Source organism: Caballeronia sp. LZ016, from assembly GCF_031450805.1.
Classification (GTDB): domain Bacteria; phylum Pseudomonadota; class Gammaproteobacteria; order Burkholderiales; family Burkholderiaceae; genus Caballeronia.
Map to the genome: position 1 here is coordinate 2,686,815 of NZ_JARTVY010000001.1, position 18,437 is coordinate 2,705,251.

Genomic DNA, 18,437 nt, shown 5'->3' on the forward strand with positions numbered 1-18,437 from the left:
TCCCGGCATGAATTCCCAAACCGACCTCACCCTCGCGTCGCAGCCGGCCGTAGCGGAAGCCGACGCGCCCAATCCGCTCGCCCAGTTCGTCGACTGGATGCGCTCCGTCGCGCCGTATATTCACGCGTTCCGCAACAAAACGTTCGTCGTCGCGTTCGGCGGAGAACTGGTGCAGGAAGGACGGCTCAACGCGCTGGTGCAGGACGTCGGCCTCCTGCATGCAATGGGCATCCATGTCGTGCTCGTTCACGGCTCGCGTCCGCAGCTCGACGAACAACTGAGCCTGCACGGCGTCGAATCGTCGTTCTCGCATGGGCTTCGCATAACGGATGCCCGCGCGCTGGAATCCGCGAAGGAAGCAGCCGGCGAAGTACGCCTCGACATCGAAGCCGCGATCAGCCAGGGCTTGCCGAATACGCCGATGGCGCACGCGCACATCAGCGTGGTGTCGGGCAACTTCGTGACGGCGCGGCCGGTCGGCATTCTGGACGGCGTCGATTTCCAGCACACGGGCGTCGTGCGCAAGATCGACGGCGAATCCATTCGTCAGTCGCTCGCGAGCAGCAAGATCGTGCTGCTCTCGTCGCTCGGCTTCTCGCCGACGGGCGAGGCGTTCAATCTGTCGATGGAAGACGTCGCGTCCGCCGCGGCAATCGCGTTGCGCGCCGACAAGATCATCTTCGTCACCGAGATTCCCGGCCTCGCCGATCAGCAAGGCGAGCTCGTGCGCGAAATGTCGCTCGACGACGCCTATCGCCTGCATGAATCGGGCGAACTGCAGGGCGACACCGCCTTCTACCTGAAGCATGCAATTCGCGCCTGCCGCGGCGGCGTGGCGCGGGCGCACATCATTCCGTACGCGCTCGATGGCAGCGTCCTGCTCGAACTCTTCCTGCACGACGGCGTCGGCACGATGATCTCCTACGAGAATCTCGAAAGCCTGCGCGAAGCCACGCCCGACGACGTCGGCGGCATTCTCACGCTGATCGAGCCGCTGGAAGCGGACGGCACGCTCGTGCGGCGCGGCCGACACCAGATCGAGCGCGATATCGACCATTTTTCGGTCATCGAGCACGACGGCGTGCTCTTCGGCTGCGCGGCGCTCTATCCGTACACGCAGGAGCGCATCGGCGAGATGGCGTGCCTGACCGTCGCGCCGGAAGCGCAAGGCTCGGGCGACGGCGAGCGCCTGTTGAAGCGCATCGAGCAGCGCGCCCGTGCGCGCGGCCTCACGCGCATCTTCGTGCTCACGACGCGCACGGAGCACTGGTTTCTCAAGCGCGGCTTCGTGAAGGTCACGGTGGACGATCTGCCCGAAGACCGCCGCCGCCTCTACAACTGGCAGCGTAAATCGCTCGTCCTCATGAAACAGCTCTGAGGACGCGTCACAAAGCGCGTCCCGCACCCCAAATACAGGAAGGAGAAAGAACACGATGGCCCGAATGGTTCAATGCGCCAAGCTCGGCAAGGAAGCCGAGGGACTGGATTTTCCGCCGCTGCCGGGCGAGCTCGGCAAGCGCATCTATGAAACGGTCTCGAAGGAAGCGTGGCAAGGCTGGCTCAAGCAGCAGACGATGCTCATCAACGAGAATCGCCTGAATATGGCCGACCCGCGCGCGCGCCAGTATCTGATCAAACAGACGGAGAAGTACTTCTTCGGCGAAGGCGCCGACACCGCTTCCGGCTACGTGCCGCCGCAAAGCTGAACCAACTCCCCGCTCGACCGAAAAAACCGACTCGCCGTGGTCGGTTTTTTGTTGTCCGCTGACTCTGAAATAGGCGCTCAAAACATGAGACGCGACTAGGCGCAATCCTAGGCTGGACAAGGGATGCGGCCATCCGCGAGCGCGCCGTGTCGCGGGTCGGTTTGCACATCGTCTGTCATCGTGTTATTATCTCGCTCGTTATCAACAGCAATTCACCATCATTCACGCGCAGCAGCCGGCCATATCGCATGATTCGGTACGAATCGGCCAATGCGTGGTAGTGACAGTTTTTATACAAAGAGGCTTGTCGGTTTTAGCGCTTCACGCGCACGCCGGCCTTTTTCGTTCCGAGCCTTGTAATTCGCCGACGTAGCGGTTCCACCCGCGGCAGCTTCCCGAGTTCGCCGTCCGCACGTCAAATTCGTTTGTTTCATCCCGAGTGCAATTTCGCGACTTTCGCCGCGAGGCATCGGCACCGTGTTTTCCATTCGAGCCTCAGCTTCGGTCCATCGCGTCCGGCGCTGCGGAAAGCCCCTGGCTTTCGTTCCGACGATCCGAATGCGCTGCGGCGCCGTCACGAAACTGCACTATCCGGCAATACGCGCTGCTTTCCGGCGCGCCCGACGCTTTTCGCGAGCCGTTTTCGCGCGCGCACCGGGCACTTGAACACGGAGCTTTTCAACGTATGACCGCCCTACACGACGGCCTTTGGCGCACTCACAAGACGTCCGACGCAACCAGCGACCTCACGCTCGACGACATCACCATCGTCGATCAATCCCTTCTCAAGCGCGCTGTCGGCGCAATGGCCATCGGCAATGCGATGGAATGGTTCGACTTCGGCGTGTATAGCTACATCGCCGTGACGCTCGGCAAGGTTTTCTTCCCGTCGAGCAGCCCGACCGCGCAGTTGCTCGCGACCTTCGGCACCTTCGCGGCCGCCTTTCTCGTGCGTCCGCTCGGCGGCATGGTGTTCGGCCCGCTCGGCGACCGCATCGGCCGCAAGCGCGTGCTCGCGATGACCATGATCATGATGGCCATCGGCACCTTCTGTATCGGCCTGATTCCGAGCTACGACAGCATCGGCGTGATGGCGCCCGTGCTGCTGCTCGTCGCGCGCCTCGTGCAAGGCTTCTCGACCGGCGGCGAGTACGGCGGCGCGGCGACGTTCATCGCCGAATTCTCGCCGGACAAGAAGCGCGGCTTCATGTCGAGCTTCCTCGAATGCGGCACGCTCGTCGGCTATGTGCTCGGCGCGGGCGTGGTGGCGGTGATGACCGCTGTCATGTCGCAGGAAACGCTGCTTGGCTGGGGCTGGCGCATTCCGTTCATGATCGCGGGTCCGCTCGGTCTGATCGGTCTTTATATCCGGATGAAGCTCGAAGAGACGCCGGCGTTCCAGCGCGAAGCGGACAAGATGGAAGCCGCCGCGCACCAGTCGACGAAGACGCAGTTCCGCGAAACGCTCGTGCAGCAATGGAAGCCGCTTCTGCAATGCGTCGGCCTCGTGCTGATCTTCAACGTGACGGACTACATGGCGCTGTCGTATCTGCCGAGCTATCTGTCGGCGACGCTCAAGTTCAACGAGACGCATGGCCTCTTCATCGTGCTGGTCGTGATGGTGCTGATGGTGCCGCTCACGCTGCTCGCGGGACGTCTCTCGGATACGATCGGCCGCAAGCCGGTGATGCTGGCGGGCTGCGTCGGCTTGCTGGTGCTGTCGATTCCGGCGCTTTCGCTGATCCGCGTCGGCTCGGTGGCTTCGGTGTTCGCGGGAATGATGATTCTTGGCGCGCTGCTGTCGACGTTTACGGGCGTGATGCCCTCGTCGCTGCCGGCGCTGTTCCCGACGAAGATTCGTTACGGCGCGCTCGCGATCGGCTTCAACGTGTCGGTGTCGCTGTTCGGCGGCACGACGCCGCTCGTGACGGCATGGCTCGTCGACAAGACCGGCATGCTGATGATGCCCGCGTACTATCTGATGGGCGCATCGGTGATCGGCATCGTGTCGGTGCTTGCGCTCCACGAGACGGCGAAGAAGCCGCTGAAGGGCTCGCCGCCCGCAGTGGCGTCGCATTCGGAAGCGCATGCGATCCTGCGCGGTCATCGCGAGGCAGCCGAGATGGACGACTCGATGTTCGATAACGCCGCTCGCGCATAAGCGATCGCGTTCATCCGAATGACGAAGGGCCGGCGTGTCACGCGCCGGCCCTTTTGCTATCTACGCGATGAGCGTGACGATGCGTGCGTCGATGGCTTCTGTGTCTGCGTCGATTTCCAGCAACGCGACAGTCACCGGCAACCTGAAGCGTCGCGGCCCCGCACTGCCGGGGTTGACGACCAGCACGCCGCCGCGGCGCGCAACGACCGGCTTGTGTGAATGCCCGGTCACGACGACATCGACTCCATGCAGTTCTTCGGGCACGTCGGCGATATCGTGGACGACGTGGATCGTCGCGCCGCCCAGTTCGATGCGCGCATGTTCGGGCAACGTCGCGACGGTCTCGCCGGTATCGTTATTGCCACGCACGACGGTGAGCGGCGCGAGAGCCGCGAGCGTATCGAGGACTTCGCGCCTGCAGATATCGCCCGCATGGATGATGTGCTCGCAGTCGCGCAATGCGTCGAGCGCTTCGGGACGCACGAGGTTGTGGGTGTCGGAGATGAGGCCGATGCGCATCGCGCGCTTACTGTTCTTCGGTGAGCAGCATGCGTTCGATGCGCCGATCCGGCACGAGCCAGACGGCCGCGACGAGCGCATAGATCGCGGCGGCGAGCCACGGCTGCCAGAACGATGCCGCGATGGCGGCGAGATACAGCAGCACGGAAACCTTGCCCTTGCGATCGGCGCCGAGCGCGCGTTCGAGCGGCGAATTCTCGCCGTGCATCGAAATGAGCGCGCGCGTCAGGATGTAGTACGCAACGGCCGTCATGAAGAGCACGAAGCCGTAGCAGGCAGTGGGGACGGCGGTGAGATGGTTCTCGCCCATCCAGTTCGTCGTGAACGGAAAGAGCGACAGCCAGAAAAGCAGATGCAGGTTGGCCCACAGCACGGTGCCGTTGACGCGCTTGATCGCGTGCAGCAGATGGTGATGGTTGCTCCAGTAGATGCCGACGTAAATGAAGCTGAGCACGTAGGCGGCGGACACCGGAAGGAGCGGCACGAGCGCGCCGAAGTCTTCGCCGTGCGGGACTTTGAGTTCCAGCACCATGATCGTGATGATGATGGCGATGACGCCATCGCTGAACGCTTCGAGCCGGGTCTTGCCCATTGCATGTCCTCTCGTGTTGGCTTCGATCGAGCGAAGGCGGAACAGTCGGCGATTATGCGGGAGGCGCGTGAGGTTGTCGAATGGCTTTCAATAAGCCCGCGCGGGCGATACAGCGGGCAATACAGCGGGCGTTCGCGGCGTTTTGGCACGGCCGGATGCGATGGTAGAATCGCGTCCGCTCTGCCGGGGTGATGAAATTGGTAAACATAGCGGACTTAAAATCCGCCGCCGCAAGGCTTGCCGGTTCGAGTCCGGTCCCCGGCACCAGCGCACGTCCCTGCACTCGTGACACGCGTGGCTACACGCCATGCCCCAACACCCGCGCCACATAATGCCGGCCCCACGCCTCGCCATGCGCCATCGCCTGCGCGACGGTTTCGAAGGGTCCGTGATCGCCCGTCATTTCCCCTGAATCGTCCGCGAGCGTCGAGCCGTGTACCGGTCGGCCATCGGCGCGCGTGATCCGCACCCGGATCACGTAACCTTCGACGCACGCCTCAGTCTCGCCATCACCCGGACGCGGCTTCGGGACCGCGCTCATGGCGAGCATGTAATCGCCCACTTCGATGTCCTTTTGCATGCCCGCCTCTGCATCGTCGAGAATCGCTTCCGCCGATTGTGCTACCGCGCCCGAGCGTCGAACAAGTGCGTGGCGCGTGTTATAAAGCTTCGCCGCCAATTCCTATCTCGCTCCGATGCCCGCCCCGCATCGGGCATCGACCGGTTCCATCGATGAACACTCGCTCCCGCCTGCTTCTGCTTCTCTCGGTTCCAATCGCGCTTCTGGCCGGCTGCACGTCCTACTATCGCAACATCGATGCGTGCAAGGACCGCATGCGCGCCGATTATCCGGACGCCGCAAGCGCGCCGCTGAAGCTCACCGGCTCGAGCGCGGCCATGCATGGCTCACGCGTCGTCGTGCACGGCACGATCGACACGCCGCCGAAGCCGCCCGCCACGAAAACCGCCGACACCCCCGCCGCCGCTGAATGCACGTTCAGCGACAACACGCTGACCACGTTCCAGTGGCTCGCCCCGGCGAAGCTCGCACCCAAGCCCCCGGCCGACGACGACCAGTAAGCACGCCCGCACGGTCAGCAAAGCGCTTCGGTCTCCAGTATGATCGGCGGCTTGCCGCACGCCGCCCTCCTGCCCGTCCGACGGAACGAACCATGTCCGCGTCATCGCATCAGCCGCAACACTCCTCTCACCACCCTACGCCCGAGCGCCATCCGCACTACTCGCGCGCGACGCTCTGGCTGCTCGCGACGATCGCGGGCGTATCGGTGGCCAACATCTACTTCAATCAGCCGCTGCTCGGCGATTTCCGGGCGTCGTTTCCGGGAAGCACCTACCTGATCGGCGCGGTGCCGGCCGCGACGCAACTCGGCTATGCGTTCGGCATGCTGATGCTCGCGCCGCTCGGTGACCGCTTCGACCGGCGCATGCTGATCCTCATGCAGCTCGCGGCGCTGGGCGTTGCGCTCATCGTGGCGAGCGCCGCGCCGACGCTCGCGGTGCTGGTCGCGGCGAGTCTCGCGATAGGCGTCGTATCGACGATTGCGCAGCAGGCGGTGCCCTTCTCCGCCGAGCTTGCGCCCGCCGCCGAGCGAGGCCACGCGGTCGGCACCGTGATGAGCGGGCTGCTTCTCGGCATCCTGCTCGCGCGCACGGTATCCGGTTTCGTCGCGGAGTATTTCGGCTGGCGCGCGGTGTTCGCGGCGTCGGTGGCGGCGACGATCGCGCTCGCGGCAGTCGTGATGATGCGGCTGCCCAAAAGCTGTCCGACCTCGACGCTCTCCTACGGCAAGCTGCTCGCGTCGATGTGGCATCTGACCGCCGAGAGCGCCGCGCTGCGCGAGGCCGCGCTGACGGGCGGCGCGCTTTTCGCCGGCTTCAGCGCGTTCTGGTCGCTGCTGACCTTGTTGCTCGCGGGAGAGCCGTTTCATATGGGACCGCAGGCGGCGGGACTGTTCGGCATCGTCGGTGCGGCGGGTGCATTAGCCGCGCCGCTTGCGGGCAAGTCGGCGGACAAGCGCGGGCCGCGGGCGGTCATCACGCTGTCGATCGTGCTCGTCGCGGTGTCGTTCGTCGTGTTCGCGCGGTCGGCGAGGAGCATCGCGGGGCTTGTCATCGGCGTGATCGTGCTCGATGTCGGCGTGCAGGCCGCGCAGATTTCCAACCAGTCGCGCATCTACGCGCTGAAGCCCGAGGCGCGCAGCCGCGTCAACACGGTTTATATGGTGGCGTACTTCATCGGCGGCGCGGCGGGATCGGCGCTGGCGTCGCTCGCCTGGCAGGCGATGGGATGGACCGGCGTGTGCGTCGTCGGGCTTGCGGCGACCGGGCTGGCGGGGTTCAGCCACTGGCGCGGGCGCGAGGGACGGCTGGATGCGCGCAGTGGAGCGGGACGGGTCAGCGAAGAATGATGCCTCGCGGTTCGGAAACGAGCCGCGCGTTAAAGGGCGCTCAAACCCTCTCCCTTCCCCATTCCTCCAGCGCATCGAGCACGCGATCGAACTCGAGCGATTTATCGAAGAAATGCCGCACGCCGTACTGCAGGCACCTTTCGCGATAAGCCGGCAGCGCATGATTCGTCAGCACGACCACGAACGCATCGTTCGCGAGTCGCGATGCGTTCGCTTCCTTGAGCCACGCAAGCACGTCGATGCCCGAGCCGCGCTTCAGTTGCAGATCGACGATCACCACATCGAAGGCCTGCGACGACAGCAACGCGATGGCCTCCTGCGGCGCATCGGCGAAAGCGGTCACGCGCCACGGGCCGAGCGCTTCGATCGCCTCCGTGAGACTGCGGCGGATCAGCGGCGAATCCTCGATCAGCAGCACCGCGAGCGGCCCGCCGCGCGGTCTGTGCTGCTCTGCCGAATCGTCGATGATGATGTGGCCCACGGCGGGCATCCTCCGCTTTACTGCATCCTCGTCGCAAACGAAACGCTGCGTTATTCGATCAATCCGTTCTTGATCGCGTAATACGTGAGATCGGCGTTGTTGGACAGCCGCATCTTCTCCAGCACGCGCGCCCGATACGTGCTCACCGTCTTCACCGACAGATGCAGCTCCTGCGCGATCTCCGTCGGAATGCGGCCGCCCGCGAGCTTGCAAAAGATCTGGAACTCGCGCTCCGACAGCGTCTCGTGCGGCCGGTCCGCCGCGGGCTTGTCGAGCTTGTCGGCGAGCGCATCGGCGATGAACTCCGACAAGTAACGATGCCCGCGCGCCACCGTGCGAATCGCCCGGACGATCTCGTCGGGCGCGGCGTCCTTGTTCAGATAGCCGTTCGCGCCCGCCTTCAGCAGGTTGATCGCGTACTGGCTCTCGGGAAAGCCCGACAGCATCAGCACGCCCTGCTGCGGCCGGATCTGCTTGATGACGCGCAACGTATCGACGCCGTTCTTGTCGGGCATCGCGATGTCGAGCAGCACCACATCGAAGGCCTGCTCGCGCACGAGCGCGATCGTTTCGTCGCCGGTCGATGCCTCGGCCGCCACTTCCATGTCGGGTTCGTCGGCGACGAACTGCCTGAACCCGCTGCGCACGATCGCATGATCGTCGGCTATCAAGACTCGAATCATTCAGGCCGTCCGCGCTGCTGTAATGAGTGAACGGTCATTTTACGCATGCATCGCAGAAGCGCGATGCGCGGTCTCGCTCGTGCCCGCATCGCGCCGACGCATCAGCCGTTACGGCCTTCGAGCAGATCGGCCATGTCGTCGGCGTGCTCCTCTTCGACCGCCAGAATCTCTTCGAAGATGCGGCGCGTGGTGACATCCTTGTCGCCGAGATAACGGATGATCTCGCGATAGGTATCGATCGCAATCCGCTCCGCAATGAGGTTCTCGCGGATCATGTCGATGAGGTCCGCGCCTTCCTTGTACTCCGAGTGCGCGCGCGACTTGAGGCTGTCCGGCGCGAAGTTCGGCTCGCCGCCCAACTGGACGATGCGTTCCGCGAGCATGTCGGCGTGTTCCTGCTCCTCGGTCGCGTGCTCGGCGAATTCCTGTGCGACGGCTTCCGAGTGAATGCCCTTCGCCATGAAATAGTGGCGCTTGTAGCGCAGCGTGCAGACCCATTCGGTCGCGAGCGCGTCGTTGAGCAGCTTCAGCACGGTCTCGCGATCGGCGCTATACGTCGACGTGACCGGGCCCTCGTCCATGTGCTGGCGCGCGTCGTTCCGGATCTTTTCGACATCGAGGACGAAGGCGTCCGAGGATTGGCCCGGCGCGGCGGTTACAGCAGACGAATTGGACATTTGATTGGCTCCTGTGGGATGGTAGTGGACGGTAGCGGTTACACAGGCCGCGCCTGCGGCTCATAGCGCGCCGCTATCCGATGAACGTCTTCGATGCACGCACCGTGCCCGCTCACAGAACTGTCGGAATGAAACCGCTCCATCGGAGCGGCGCGGCCGTCATGTCTTGAATACGCCGAGCAACAGCGTAACGACGAATACGACCAAAAAAATATAGAACAGGATCTTCGCGATTTCCGCCGCGCCCGCCGCGATGCCTGTAAATCCGAACACCGCGGCAATGATCGCGATCACGAAGAAAACGGCGGCGTAGTGCAGCATGAAACCTCCTCTTCGAGCGTGCCTGTCATCGCATGAGGCGGCGCTATGGCGTGACGCCACGGGCCGCCGTGAGCGAATCCAGGCCTGCTAATCGATCGCTTTCTTGGTGATGACGAAGCCCAGCACCAGAAACACGACGCACAGGATCAGGAACAGCACGAACAGAAATTTGGCGATGGTCGCCGCGCCCGCCGCGACGCCCGTGAAGCCGAGAAGACCGGCGATCACGGCGACGATCGCAAAGAACAGTGCCCACTTCAGCATGATCTTTCCCCGTAGGAATGGATGGTGAGCCCATCCTAACGATGCGCTGCGGCGCGCGCATTCGGGCTGGCTCCTTTTTTGCTGTGAGAATCCACCGACATCAGCTTTCAATTGGCTCGCGCGGACGGACCATCCGCCGCCCCGCGATGCCTGAAACCACTCTATGAGCCACGCTCCCCGCGCCGTGCTGCCGCGCATCTCCCACGACGAAGCGCCGACACCGCCGCTTCCCGGCCTTGCCCGCATCAACGACTGGATGCGCCGCTACAGCTGGCTCGTCGCGATGACGGTGGCGATCGTCATCACAGTCGGCGGCCTCGTGATACTGGAGTCGGGGCGCATGCGAATCGCGGCCGAATATGAGACGGCGCTGGATGCCAAGAGCGCAACCGCCGACCTCTCCGCGCTCGCCGCCGATATCGCGACGCTGTCCGCGCAAGGACGCGCGTTCGCACTGCAACCGGAACCGGCCTACAAGGCGCAATTCGAGCAAACGACGGCGCACGTGCGCCGCGCCCTCGCGACGCTCGATGCCTACTATCGACGCATCGGCGACGACACCGCGCTTGCCAGCTTCGCGCAGATCAGCGCTGCGGCGAACGAGGAGATCGAGCGAGGCGCCGCGCGGCTCGCGGCGCCCTCGCAGCCGGAAGCCCTGCCCGCATCCGACGACGCCACGCTCGGCGCGGCTCTCTCCCTGCTGCGTCTCAACGAGGAACAACGCGCCCAGCACGCACTCGATGCGAGCCGCGCCGATCAGCGCATCTCCACGCTTTGCGTCGGCGCGTTATGCGCGCTGAACATCGTGTTGTTCCTGCTGCTCTTTCGCAATCTCGGCATTCAGCTGGACAAGCAGGATCGCGTGCAGCGCGAGCTCATCACGCAGCAGGAAGAGCTGGATCAACTCGTCTTCGAGCGCACGCGGCAACTCGAAGCGCTCGCATGGCACCTGCAGTCCGTGAGCGAGAACGAGAAGACGGAACTGGCCCGCGAACTGCATGACGAGCTGGGTTCCATTCTCACCGCGAGCAAGATGGACGTCGCGTGGGTGCGCGGCAAGCTCCGCGAAACGGAACCGGCGATGGCCGAGAAACTCACGCGCGCCATCGGCAATCTCGATCAGGGCATCGCGCTCAAGCGGCGCATCATCGAAGACATGCGGCCGACCGTGCTCGCGAACTTCGGCCTTGTGACGGCGCTGCGTGCGCTCGTCGATGAAGCCGCGCAGCGCAACAACTGGACGGTGTCGTTCGACTTGCCCGATGAAGACCCGAAGCTCGGCGAAGCCATCGAGATTGCGCTCTTCCGGGTCGCGCAGGAAACGCTGACGAACGCGGCGAAGTATGCGCGCGCGAGCAACATCAGCGTGGCGCTGACGATGGATCAGGCGACCGTGTCGCTGCATATCGCCGATGACGGCGTCGGCATCCGGCCGCAGGATTTGAAGCGGACGCACACGCACGGACTCGTCGGCATGCGGCAACGCGTGTCGGCACGCGGCGGGCGCTTCGAGATCGAGCGGGCGAAGCCGCATGGCACGAGCATTCACGTGTCGATGCCGCGCGAACGCGTCCATGACGACGCCGCGTTACCGCCGGCGCGTTCCGCCGCGTAGGACGATGCCGACGAGAAGTACGGACGCCGCTGACGAGAAAAACGCATGTGTGCCTACAGCGGAGGCCGACCTGCATTTTTTATGATTGTTACCACCGGTGAGGCCCACGCAACGATCAGCGGCCAATCCAGACACGATCAACCACGCCATTTCACATCAAGGGGAATGAATATGACTCGAATCATCGCCATGCTGCTGATCGCCGGCACGGCCGCGCTCGCGGGCTGCAACACCATCTCGGGCGCGGGCCAGGATATTTCGAAGGGCGGCCAAGCTATCCACAACTCGGCCGAAGAGCATAAGTAAGCCGGTCGCGGTTACGAGCTTGTTCGGCCAGTAGCTTCTAAGTTCCCGCCGCCTTGCGCGGCGGGCATTGATTTTTTGCGCCGTTGGGCTCCAAACCAAGGCTGTCTAATTCGCTTCGACGACACGCCTTGAGGCGACCGAGCGAAGCCTGTGACACTGGTTGGTCACGGCACGACAACGGAGGTCAGGAACGACCGGCACGCTTCATAAAACTGCATGCCCAGCTTGTATTCCTTCGAGCTATCGGCTCCCCGAAGCATCGAGCCTATTTCAGTCAGATCGATTTGGTGATCGCCGGCAAAAAGCAAACGCCGTATCGCGTTGGCGAGCAGCAATTCTTTTTCATTACCGACAGAAGAAGCGAGCTTCTCATAAGGGATGGTCGAAGCGTTTAGAAATGGCGGAGTGGCTAAGAATGGAATGGTCACGTTTGCGACCAGTCTCCCACTCGCTATCCAATCCCGATAAAGAATGTCCACTGCCGTTCTGACGTCGCAGCTCTCCGCGAAGAGCTGACGCAACACTTGCTTCCCCTTCGGAGTCACAATGTAGCTGGCGGCGCAATATGCGTACACGCCGCGGGCATCGATGATACTCACGCTCCGAAATTGATGCCTGAGGTCAGCTGAAATATCGGTCCGCACCCGATCTCTCATCTGAGTTTCGCTTAACGAAAGTAGAAACGGGGCCTGCGGGCTGAACGAGACACAGTCCAGGAACAGAACGTCGCAGTTCGGGTGGTTCTGAACGAATGCGTCCAGGGTTAACTGATTGACAAGTTCCGGAAAGTGACGACTAAGCTCGACTTCATCCTCCAGTACGAGTAAGGCTGAAGCATCGCCGGACGTCGAAATGGCTTCGAAATGAGATTGCCTACACGCCCATACACTGTTCTCGGCGATGTTGGTGAACGGTCCTCTGGCACTAAAACCAGAGATTACCCATCGCTTAATTTTTGAAAGAATCGCTGAATTTTTCCGCGATCTTAAGCAGGGGCTTTCCTTATCTTCAACCCGCGTCCGGCGGGAGTCGTCCCCTTCCGGAGTCAAACCAGAACGACAAGCTCACGCTGATCAGAATGACGACGGTGGCAACGACCGTCCATTGCGTGATCACCTCGCCGAGCAGCACCGCCCCCAGCAGCACCGCGACGATCGGGTTCACATAGAGGCAACTCGTCGCGATGATCGTGCTCGTATGGCGGATCAGGAAGTTGTAAGCGACGTACGCGGCCATCGATCCGATCACGACGAGATACAGAAACGACACGCCCGCGCCGGGTCCCACATGCGTGACACGCTCGCCCGCCAGGAACGCGATGCCCGTCGCGATCAGACCGCCGAGGCCGATCTGCAGCGCAGTCGACATCAGCAGATCGGACGGCTGCCGCAGCCGCCCAGCGAGATGTGCGCCGCCCGCCCAGAAGATTGCGGCGCAGAGGATCGCGAGCGTGCCGTGCGTCGAACCGGGCGAAGGGTCGCCATGATTCAGCACGACGATGCCGACGAGCCCCAGCGCCACTGCGAACCACTCCCCTTTCGCCACGCCCCGGCCGGCGAGCGCGGTGAAGATCGTCGCAAAGAGCGGCACGGTCGCCACCATCACCGCCGCCGTGCCGGTGCCGACCGTGCGCATGCCGTAAGCCATCATCCCGCTCGACAGACCCTCGAGCAAGGTGCCGACGATCGCCGCGTTGCGCACTTCCTGCGCGTTCGGCAGCACCGCCTTGCGATGCATGCCGATGGCGAACAGCCCGATGCCCGCGAACAGATTGCGCAGCCCGCCGAGCATCAGCGGCGGAAACGATTCGAGCGCCAGATGTATCCCGAGATAGGTCGATCCCCAGACGAGATACACGACAGCGAGCGCGAGCACGACTTGTCCCCTGAAGGAGCGAGGCGCGCGAAACGGAAAGCGATCGGGAAACGAGAACGGCAGACGCGGCGTGGAAGTGGACATGCTCACTCCGCGAAAGCCGCGTTGCGCGTGGCGCATGCGGAAACGGCCGAAGAACGCGAAGTGCGACGCCCGCACGACGGTGCAGGACGATGAAGACACAGCGGCATGACGAAGCGAACGAAGTGCGGTCGAGAGGCGAACGAGGACAGGCAAACGGCGAGCGGCGGCGGTCGCGAAACCGCGCTTCGGGTAACTACCTAAAACGCGGCGCCCGCCATTATGCAGGAACGGCACCGCGCGAAGCGGGCTATTTCGGGATGGTTGTCAACGCACCACGGTGCGGTGTATCGTGGCGGCTGCTAACGCGGGGGTCCTGCGCTGCACATCGCGATTTCGAATTGGCGTCACCGGTCGAATCGCCCGTGCCACGTGGGTGAGAAATACCCTTTGAACCTGATCTGGATAATGCCAGCGCAGGGAAGCGTTCGGGCACTGCGGCTTTGACAAGACCTTCCGCCGCATCTTCAGCGCCCGCACCTTTCCATCTCGTTCCTCCCTGTTTAGCTCCTGAGTCAGCCGGGCTTCCTCATGCTCGCGCTGAAATTTTCGTCCCTGCAGGAGACATACAGCACATGAATGCCAATCCGAAGTTTCTGTCCGAAAACGCCGTCGTCGATGCGGCCGCCATCGCGCCGCTGCCCAACTCGCGCAAGGTCTACGTGAGCGGCTCGACGCCGGACATCCGCGTGCCGATGCGCGAAATCACGCAGTCGGACACGCCCGACGGCTTCGGCGGCGAGAAGAATCCGCCGGTGTACGTGTACGACACGTCGGGTCCGTACACCGATCCCGACGCGCGCATCGACATCCGCTCGGGCCTGCCCGCGCTGCGCGCCGGCTGGATCGACAAGCGCGGCGACACGGAGGAGCTCGCAGGCTTGTCGAGCGAATTCGGCCGCGAGCGCGCCGCCGATCCGAAGACCGCCGAGCTGCGCTTTCCCGGCCTGCATCGCAAGCCGCGCCGCGCACGCGACGGCAATAACGTCACGCAGATGCACTACGCACGCGCCGGCATCGTCACGCCGGAGATGGAGTTCATCGCGATCCGCGAGAACCAGCGCCGCGCCGAGTATCTCGAGAGCCTGAAGGCGAGCGGCCCGAACGGCGAGAAGCTCGCGCAGATGATGGGCCGCCAGCATCCCGGCCAGGCGTTCGGCGCGGCGGCGTTCGGCAAGGACGCGCTGAAGGCGATCACGCCCGAGTTCGTGCGCGAGGAAGTCGCGCGCGGCCGCGCGATCATCCCGGCGAACATCAATCACCCGGAGAGCGAGCCGATGATCATCGGCCGCAACTTCCTCGTGAAGATCAACGCGAACATCGGCAATTCGGCGGTGACGTCATCGATCGGCGAGGAAGTCGACAAGATGACGTGGGCCATCCGCTGGGGCGGCGACACGGTGATGGACCTGTCGACCGGCAAGCATATCCACGAGACGCGCGAGTGGATCATCCGCAATTCGCCGGTGCCGATCGGCACCGTGCCGATCTACCAGGCGCTGGAGAAGGTCAACGGCAAAGCCGAAGACCTCACGTGGGACATCTTCCGCGACACGCTGATCGAGCAGGCCGAGCAAGGCGTCGATTACTTCACGATCCACGCCGGCGTGCGGCTGCAGTACGTGCCGCTGACGGCGAACCGCATGACGGGCATCGTGTCGCGCGGCGGATCGATCATGGCGAAGTGGTGCCTCGCGCATCACAAGGAGAGCTTCATCTACGAGCACTTCGAAGACATCTGCGAAATCATGAAGCAATACGATGTCTCGTTCTCGCTCGGCGATGGCCTGCGTCCCGGCTCGATCTACGACGCCAACGACGAAGCCCAGCTCGGCGAACTGAAGACGCTCGGCGAGCTGACGCAGATCGCGTGGAAGCATGACGTGCAGGTGATGATCGAAGGTCCGGGCCATGTGCCGATGCAGCTCATCAAGGAGAACATGGACCTGCAGCTGCAATGGTGCGACGAGGCGCCCTTCTATACGCTCGGACCCTTGACGACGGACATCGCACCGGGCTACGACCACATCACGTCGGGCATCGGCGCTGCGATGATCGGCTGGTTCGGCACCGCGATGCTCTGCTATGTCACGCCGAAGGAGCACCTCGGCCTGCCGAACAAGGACGACGTGAAGGAAGGCATCATCACCTACAAGCTCGCGGCGCACGCGGCCGATCTGGCCAAGGGTCATCCGGGCGCCCAGGTGCGGGACAACGCGCTATCGAAGGCGCGCTTCGAATTCCGCTGGGAAGACCAGTTCAATCTGGGCCTCGATCCGGACAAGGCGCGCGAATTCCACGATGAAACGCTGCCCAAGGATTCGGCCAAGGTCGCGCATTTCTGCTCGATGTGCGGGCCGCATTTCTGCTCGATGAAGATCACGCAGGACGTGCGCGACTTCGCGGCGAAGCAAGGCGTCAGCGAAACCGATGCGCTTACGCACGGCATGCAGACGAAGGCGATCGAGTTCGTGAAGAAGGGCGCGGAGATTTATCAGCCGACTTGAGGCACTCATCTGGCGGCCCGTCGCATGTCCATTGCGGCGGGCCGTTTTGTCCCCTTTCATGCACCGCGCCACTATTGCCACTAATAGTTGCACGGATGCGATTGGGGCGTATCGATAGCGGTCAGCGAGCGCATTCGTTCCACGCACAAGAGCCAACGCACGGAAGGTCCCGGACAGCCCGCCCTCTCCTATGTCTCAAGAATCAAAAGCAGCCTTAAAGGCTTACATGACTAAGCGATTTCCGCTGCGCCAACGATTCCTTTCATGGCATACCACTTGTTATAACCCGTTCAGGCGAGGCTCCTGCTCGGTTGCGGACAACTATTGCACCGTAACAAGCATCATTATTTACCATAGGACCGCAAAAGAACGCTCGATTTTATTTCCGTTACTTGCGACAAGTCAGGCGCATGATAATAGTTCCGCGGCACGACAGCTTCTCTGTCTTCCGGAGTCCATCTAACATGCTAGCCCTGTCGATATCCTTCCAATTCCTTACCTCCGTTCGTAGATGGAAGCTACTAATACTGAAGAATAGAGGAATTGGCTACCATCTTGTCCAAGCGGCTCAATCGACCCTCCGAATTCAAGACCAGACTGCTTGTCTTGGTAGAAACGCCCCGGCTCACCATCTCCAGAGACGCAGGGTAAAAGGTTCCGCTCTTCGGCCAAATCATCCTTAGGTGCGCGGAAATACACTTTGACCATGTAATAATCCAGGCCCTCGATTCTGTAAATAGCGAGGGGATACTCGGACGCCTTGCATCCAGGCAGGAGCAACAGCAAGATGGTGAAGAAAAGACATCTAAGTCGCCTCATGCATCCTCTCTCTGATGAAACGTCCCATAATGGCCCATGCACTGTCGCCTTCTTTGAGACGCGTTTTAAGCGCTCTAAGGGTATCCGCGTGATTCACTGCAACGGTTTCGTTGATATCTGGAAAGCGTTGAACCGCAGTCCCATACGTTGGATCGGGGCCTCTGTCAGAGCTTGGTGTACGCATCACGTCCCATTGTCCGCTAGTTGCTTCCACGGCGACAGCGTCGAGTTTAATAACTGCAGTTCTTGAGGCTCCCCATTACCTCGCCTTTGAGCAGTAACTCTGCAAAATTAAGTGCTCATAGTCAGTTATCTCCGTCGACTTACTCAACCATGCGGACCTCCAGGCACCTTTCCTGCTCATCACCCTATGAACCGGCGAGCCTATGCGGCGCCGTTCCGTGCGAGCCGCAGCCGTTTCATCTCATCATCGTATTGGAGAGTCGACATGAAAAACATCAAACAAATCGGCGCCGCTGCAATGGTCGTAGCACTTCTGGCCGGCGTGACCGGCTGCGACAGCATGACCACCCGTCAGCGCGATACCGCGATCGGCGCGGGCGTCGGCGCAGCGGGCGGGGCGGTGATCGGCGGCAGCGCGCTTTCGACGCTCGGCGGCGCGGCGGTCGGCGGGATCATCGGCAATCAGGTCGGCAAGTAACGAGCCTTATACGAGCGGCGCGACGGGTCCTGACCGCGCCGCTGTTTCAGACCTGTTACAAGACGCGGTTCCAGCGATACTTTTTCACGTGCGCTCAGGCGCGTATCGCAAAACGATCGAGTAAGCTCCTCTGAAAGGACCCGCCTGAGTCAAGAGTCCGGCAAGCCGCACGCAAGGAGCAGCACCATGAGTCCCGCCCGCATCATCAACAGACACAAGGCCACCGTCGCCGCGATCGCTGCCGGAGCGTTCGTCAGCGGATGCTATTACCCGCCCTATCCGGATTATCCCGGCGCCTATTACTCGACCGTGCCCACGGCGTATGCGCAACGCGAATTCGCGTTGCCCGCACAGGGCGCGTCCGGCGCATCGGCGGCGACGGTGCCCGGAGCGACATACTCGACCGCGCAGGTGCCGATGACGGAGTACTACGCGGTGCCCGCTTACCCGTCGTATCCGTATTACGCGCCTTATCCTGCTTATGCGGCGTACCCCGCCTATTACGGCTATCGTTATCCGGCGATATCCATCGGGTTCGGATACTGGGGCGGCGGATGCTGCTGGGGCGGCGGGCACGGGTGGCACGGCGGCGGGCATGGCGGCGGTGGCTGGCATGGCGGCGACAGCGGGTGGCACGGCGGCCGCGGCGGCTACGGCGGCGGTCACGGCGGCGGCCGACACTGAATCGCAGCGGCCCCCGCTTTTCGCGAACGTTACAGAAACGGCCGCTTTCGCGCCGC

20 protein-coding genes, 1 tRNA gene and 1 riboswitch are annotated in these 18,437 nt (G+C 62.9%); of the genes, 11 read left to right on the forward strand and 10 right to left on the reverse strand.

All coding sequences use genetic code 11. The features are described from left to right. Window positions 1–7: 7 nt before the first annotated feature. The 3 genes from argA (at window position 8) to proP (ending at window position 3,867) form a co-directional block, all read left to right on the forward strand. Window positions 8–1,378, forward strand: coding sequence for an amino-acid N-acetyltransferase (argA, locus tag P9220_RS12775; RefSeq protein ID WP_309765182.1), 1,371 nt, complete (start codon window positions 8–10; stop codon window positions 1,376–1,378). 55 nt (window positions 1,379–1,433) lie between these two features. Continuing rightward, window positions 1,434–1,706, forward strand: coding sequence for an oxidative damage protection protein (locus P9220_RS12780; RefSeq protein ID WP_061134749.1), 273 nt, complete (start codon window positions 1,434–1,436; stop codon window positions 1,704–1,706). A 685-nt stretch (window positions 1,707–2,391) separates the two neighbouring features. Beyond that, entirely contained in the window at window positions 2,392–3,867 is a 1,476-nt protein-coding gene (gene proP / locus P9220_RS12785; protein ID WP_309765183.1) for a glycine betaine/L-proline transporter ProP, read from the forward strand. 60 nt (window positions 3,868–3,927) lie between these two features. Here proP and P9220_RS12790 read toward each other — a convergent pair whose 3' ends face one another. Both P9220_RS12790 and P9220_RS12795 read right to left on the reverse strand, forming a co-directional pair. Next, the gene (locus P9220_RS12790) at window positions 3,928–4,386 is read right to left on the reverse strand and encodes a metallophosphoesterase family protein (protein WP_309765184.1); all 459 of its coding nucleotides are present in this window, start codon (window positions 4,384–4,386) and stop codon (window positions 3,928–3,930) included. 7 nt (window positions 4,387–4,393) lie between these two features. Continuing rightward, window positions 4,394–4,978, reverse strand: a complete 585-nt coding sequence (locus P9220_RS12795) for a TMEM175 family protein (RefSeq protein WP_309765185.1) — start codon at window positions 4,976–4,978, stop codon at window positions 4,394–4,396. 182 nt (window positions 4,979–5,160) lie between these two features. Between P9220_RS12795 and P9220_RS12800 the strand changes: the two genes are divergently transcribed. Continuing rightward, a tRNA-Leu gene (locus tag P9220_RS12800) sits at window positions 5,161–5,245 on the forward strand. Window positions 5,246–5,276: 31 nt separating this feature from the next. On the opposite strand, the gene P9220_RS12805 is transcribed toward P9220_RS12800, so the two are convergent. Further along, window positions 5,277–5,657, reverse strand: a complete 381-nt coding sequence (locus P9220_RS12805; RefSeq protein ID WP_309765186.1) for a hypothetical protein — start codon at window positions 5,655–5,657, stop codon at window positions 5,277–5,279. A 53-nt stretch (window positions 5,658–5,710) separates the two neighbouring features. On the opposite strand from P9220_RS12805, the gene P9220_RS12810 reads away from it, so the two are divergent. Then, window positions 5,711–6,058, forward strand: a complete 348-nt coding sequence (locus P9220_RS12810) for a hypothetical protein (protein ID WP_309765187.1) — start codon at window positions 5,711–5,713, stop codon at window positions 6,056–6,058. 92 nt (window positions 6,059–6,150) lie between these two features. Then, window positions 6,151–7,407: an MFS transporter gene (locus tag P9220_RS12815; protein WP_309765188.1), complete on the forward strand. Its 1,257-nt coding sequence runs from the start codon at window positions 6,151–6,153 to the stop codon at window positions 7,405–7,407. A gap of 40 nt (window positions 7,408–7,447) precedes the next feature. Here the strand turns inward: P9220_RS12815 and P9220_RS12820 are convergent, their stop codons facing one another. The 5 genes from P9220_RS12820 to P9220_RS12840 all read right to left on the reverse strand — a co-directional run bounded on the left by P9220_RS12820 (window position 7,448) and on the right by P9220_RS12840 (window position 9,833). Next, window positions 7,448–7,888: a response regulator gene (locus P9220_RS12820; protein WP_404989541.1), complete on the reverse strand. Its 441-nt coding sequence runs from the start codon at window positions 7,886–7,888 to the stop codon at window positions 7,448–7,450. A 50-nt stretch (window positions 7,889–7,938) separates the two neighbouring features. Continuing rightward, window positions 7,939–8,571, reverse strand: coding sequence for a response regulator transcription factor (locus P9220_RS12825; RefSeq protein ID WP_309765189.1), 633 nt, complete (start codon window positions 8,569–8,571; stop codon window positions 7,939–7,941). Between the two features lie 101 nt (window positions 8,572–8,672). Then, window positions 8,673–9,248, reverse strand: coding sequence for a ferritin-like domain-containing protein (locus P9220_RS12830; RefSeq protein WP_309765190.1), 576 nt, complete (start codon window positions 9,246–9,248; stop codon window positions 8,673–8,675). A 159-nt stretch (window positions 9,249–9,407) separates the two neighbouring features. Next, the gene (locus P9220_RS12835; protein ID WP_309765191.1) at window positions 9,408–9,569 is read right to left on the reverse strand and encodes a DUF1328 family protein; all 162 of its coding nucleotides are present in this window, start codon (window positions 9,567–9,569) and stop codon (window positions 9,408–9,410) included. Window positions 9,570–9,656: 87 nt separating this feature from the next. Then, on the reverse strand, window positions 9,657–9,833 hold the full coding sequence (locus P9220_RS12840; protein WP_035960959.1) for a DUF1328 domain-containing protein: 177 nt from the start codon (window positions 9,831–9,833) through the stop codon (window positions 9,657–9,659). A 163-nt stretch (window positions 9,834–9,996) separates the two neighbouring features. On the opposite strand from P9220_RS12840, the gene P9220_RS12845 reads away from it, so the two are divergent. After that, complete coding sequence (locus P9220_RS12845; protein ID WP_309765192.1) at window positions 9,997–11,448, forward strand: sensor histidine kinase; 1,452 nt, start codon at window positions 9,997–9,999, stop codon at window positions 11,446–11,448. Window positions 11,449–11,619: 171 nt separating this feature from the next. After that, window positions 11,620–11,754 carry an entericidin A/B family lipoprotein gene (locus P9220_RS12850; RefSeq protein WP_309765193.1) on the forward strand — a complete coding sequence of 45 codons (135 nt, stop codon included), beginning with the start codon at window positions 11,620–11,622 and terminating at the stop codon, window positions 11,752–11,754. A 164-nt stretch (window positions 11,755–11,918) separates the two neighbouring features. On the opposite strand, the gene P9220_RS12855 is transcribed toward P9220_RS12850, so the two are convergent. Both P9220_RS12855 and P9220_RS12860 read right to left on the reverse strand, forming a co-directional pair. Then, a complete protein-coding gene (locus P9220_RS12855) occupies window positions 11,919–12,353 on the reverse strand; it encodes a hypothetical protein (protein ID WP_309765194.1) in 435 nt (144 codons plus the stop codon). Between the two features lie 409 nt (window positions 12,354–12,762). After that, complete coding sequence (locus tag P9220_RS12860) at window positions 12,763–13,713, reverse strand: EamA family transporter (RefSeq protein ID WP_309765195.1); 951 nt, start codon at window positions 13,711–13,713, stop codon at window positions 12,763–12,765. Between the two features lie 296 nt (window positions 13,714–14,009). Continuing rightward, window positions 14,010–14,151: riboswitch (TPP riboswitch) on the forward strand. Window positions 14,152–14,285: 134 nt separating this feature from the next. Between P9220_RS12860 and thiC the strand changes: the two genes are divergently transcribed. The 3 genes from thiC (at window position 14,286) to P9220_RS12875 (ending at window position 18,381) form a co-directional block, all read left to right on the forward strand. Continuing rightward, window positions 14,286–16,217 (forward strand): phosphomethylpyrimidine synthase ThiC, encoded by a 1,932-nt coding sequence (gene thiC / locus P9220_RS12865; protein WP_309765196.1) that lies wholly within the window; start codon window positions 14,286–14,288, stop codon window positions 16,215–16,217. 1,267 nt (window positions 16,218–17,484) lie between these two features. After that, a complete protein-coding gene (locus P9220_RS12870; RefSeq protein ID WP_309765197.1) occupies window positions 17,485–17,697 on the forward strand; it encodes a glycine zipper 2TM domain-containing protein in 213 nt (70 codons plus the stop codon). A gap of 186 nt (window positions 17,698–17,883) precedes the next feature. Continuing rightward, complete coding sequence (locus tag P9220_RS12875; RefSeq protein WP_309765198.1) at window positions 17,884–18,381, forward strand: hypothetical protein; 498 nt, start codon at window positions 17,884–17,886, stop codon at window positions 18,379–18,381. Window positions 18,382–18,437 lie beyond the last annotated feature (56 nt).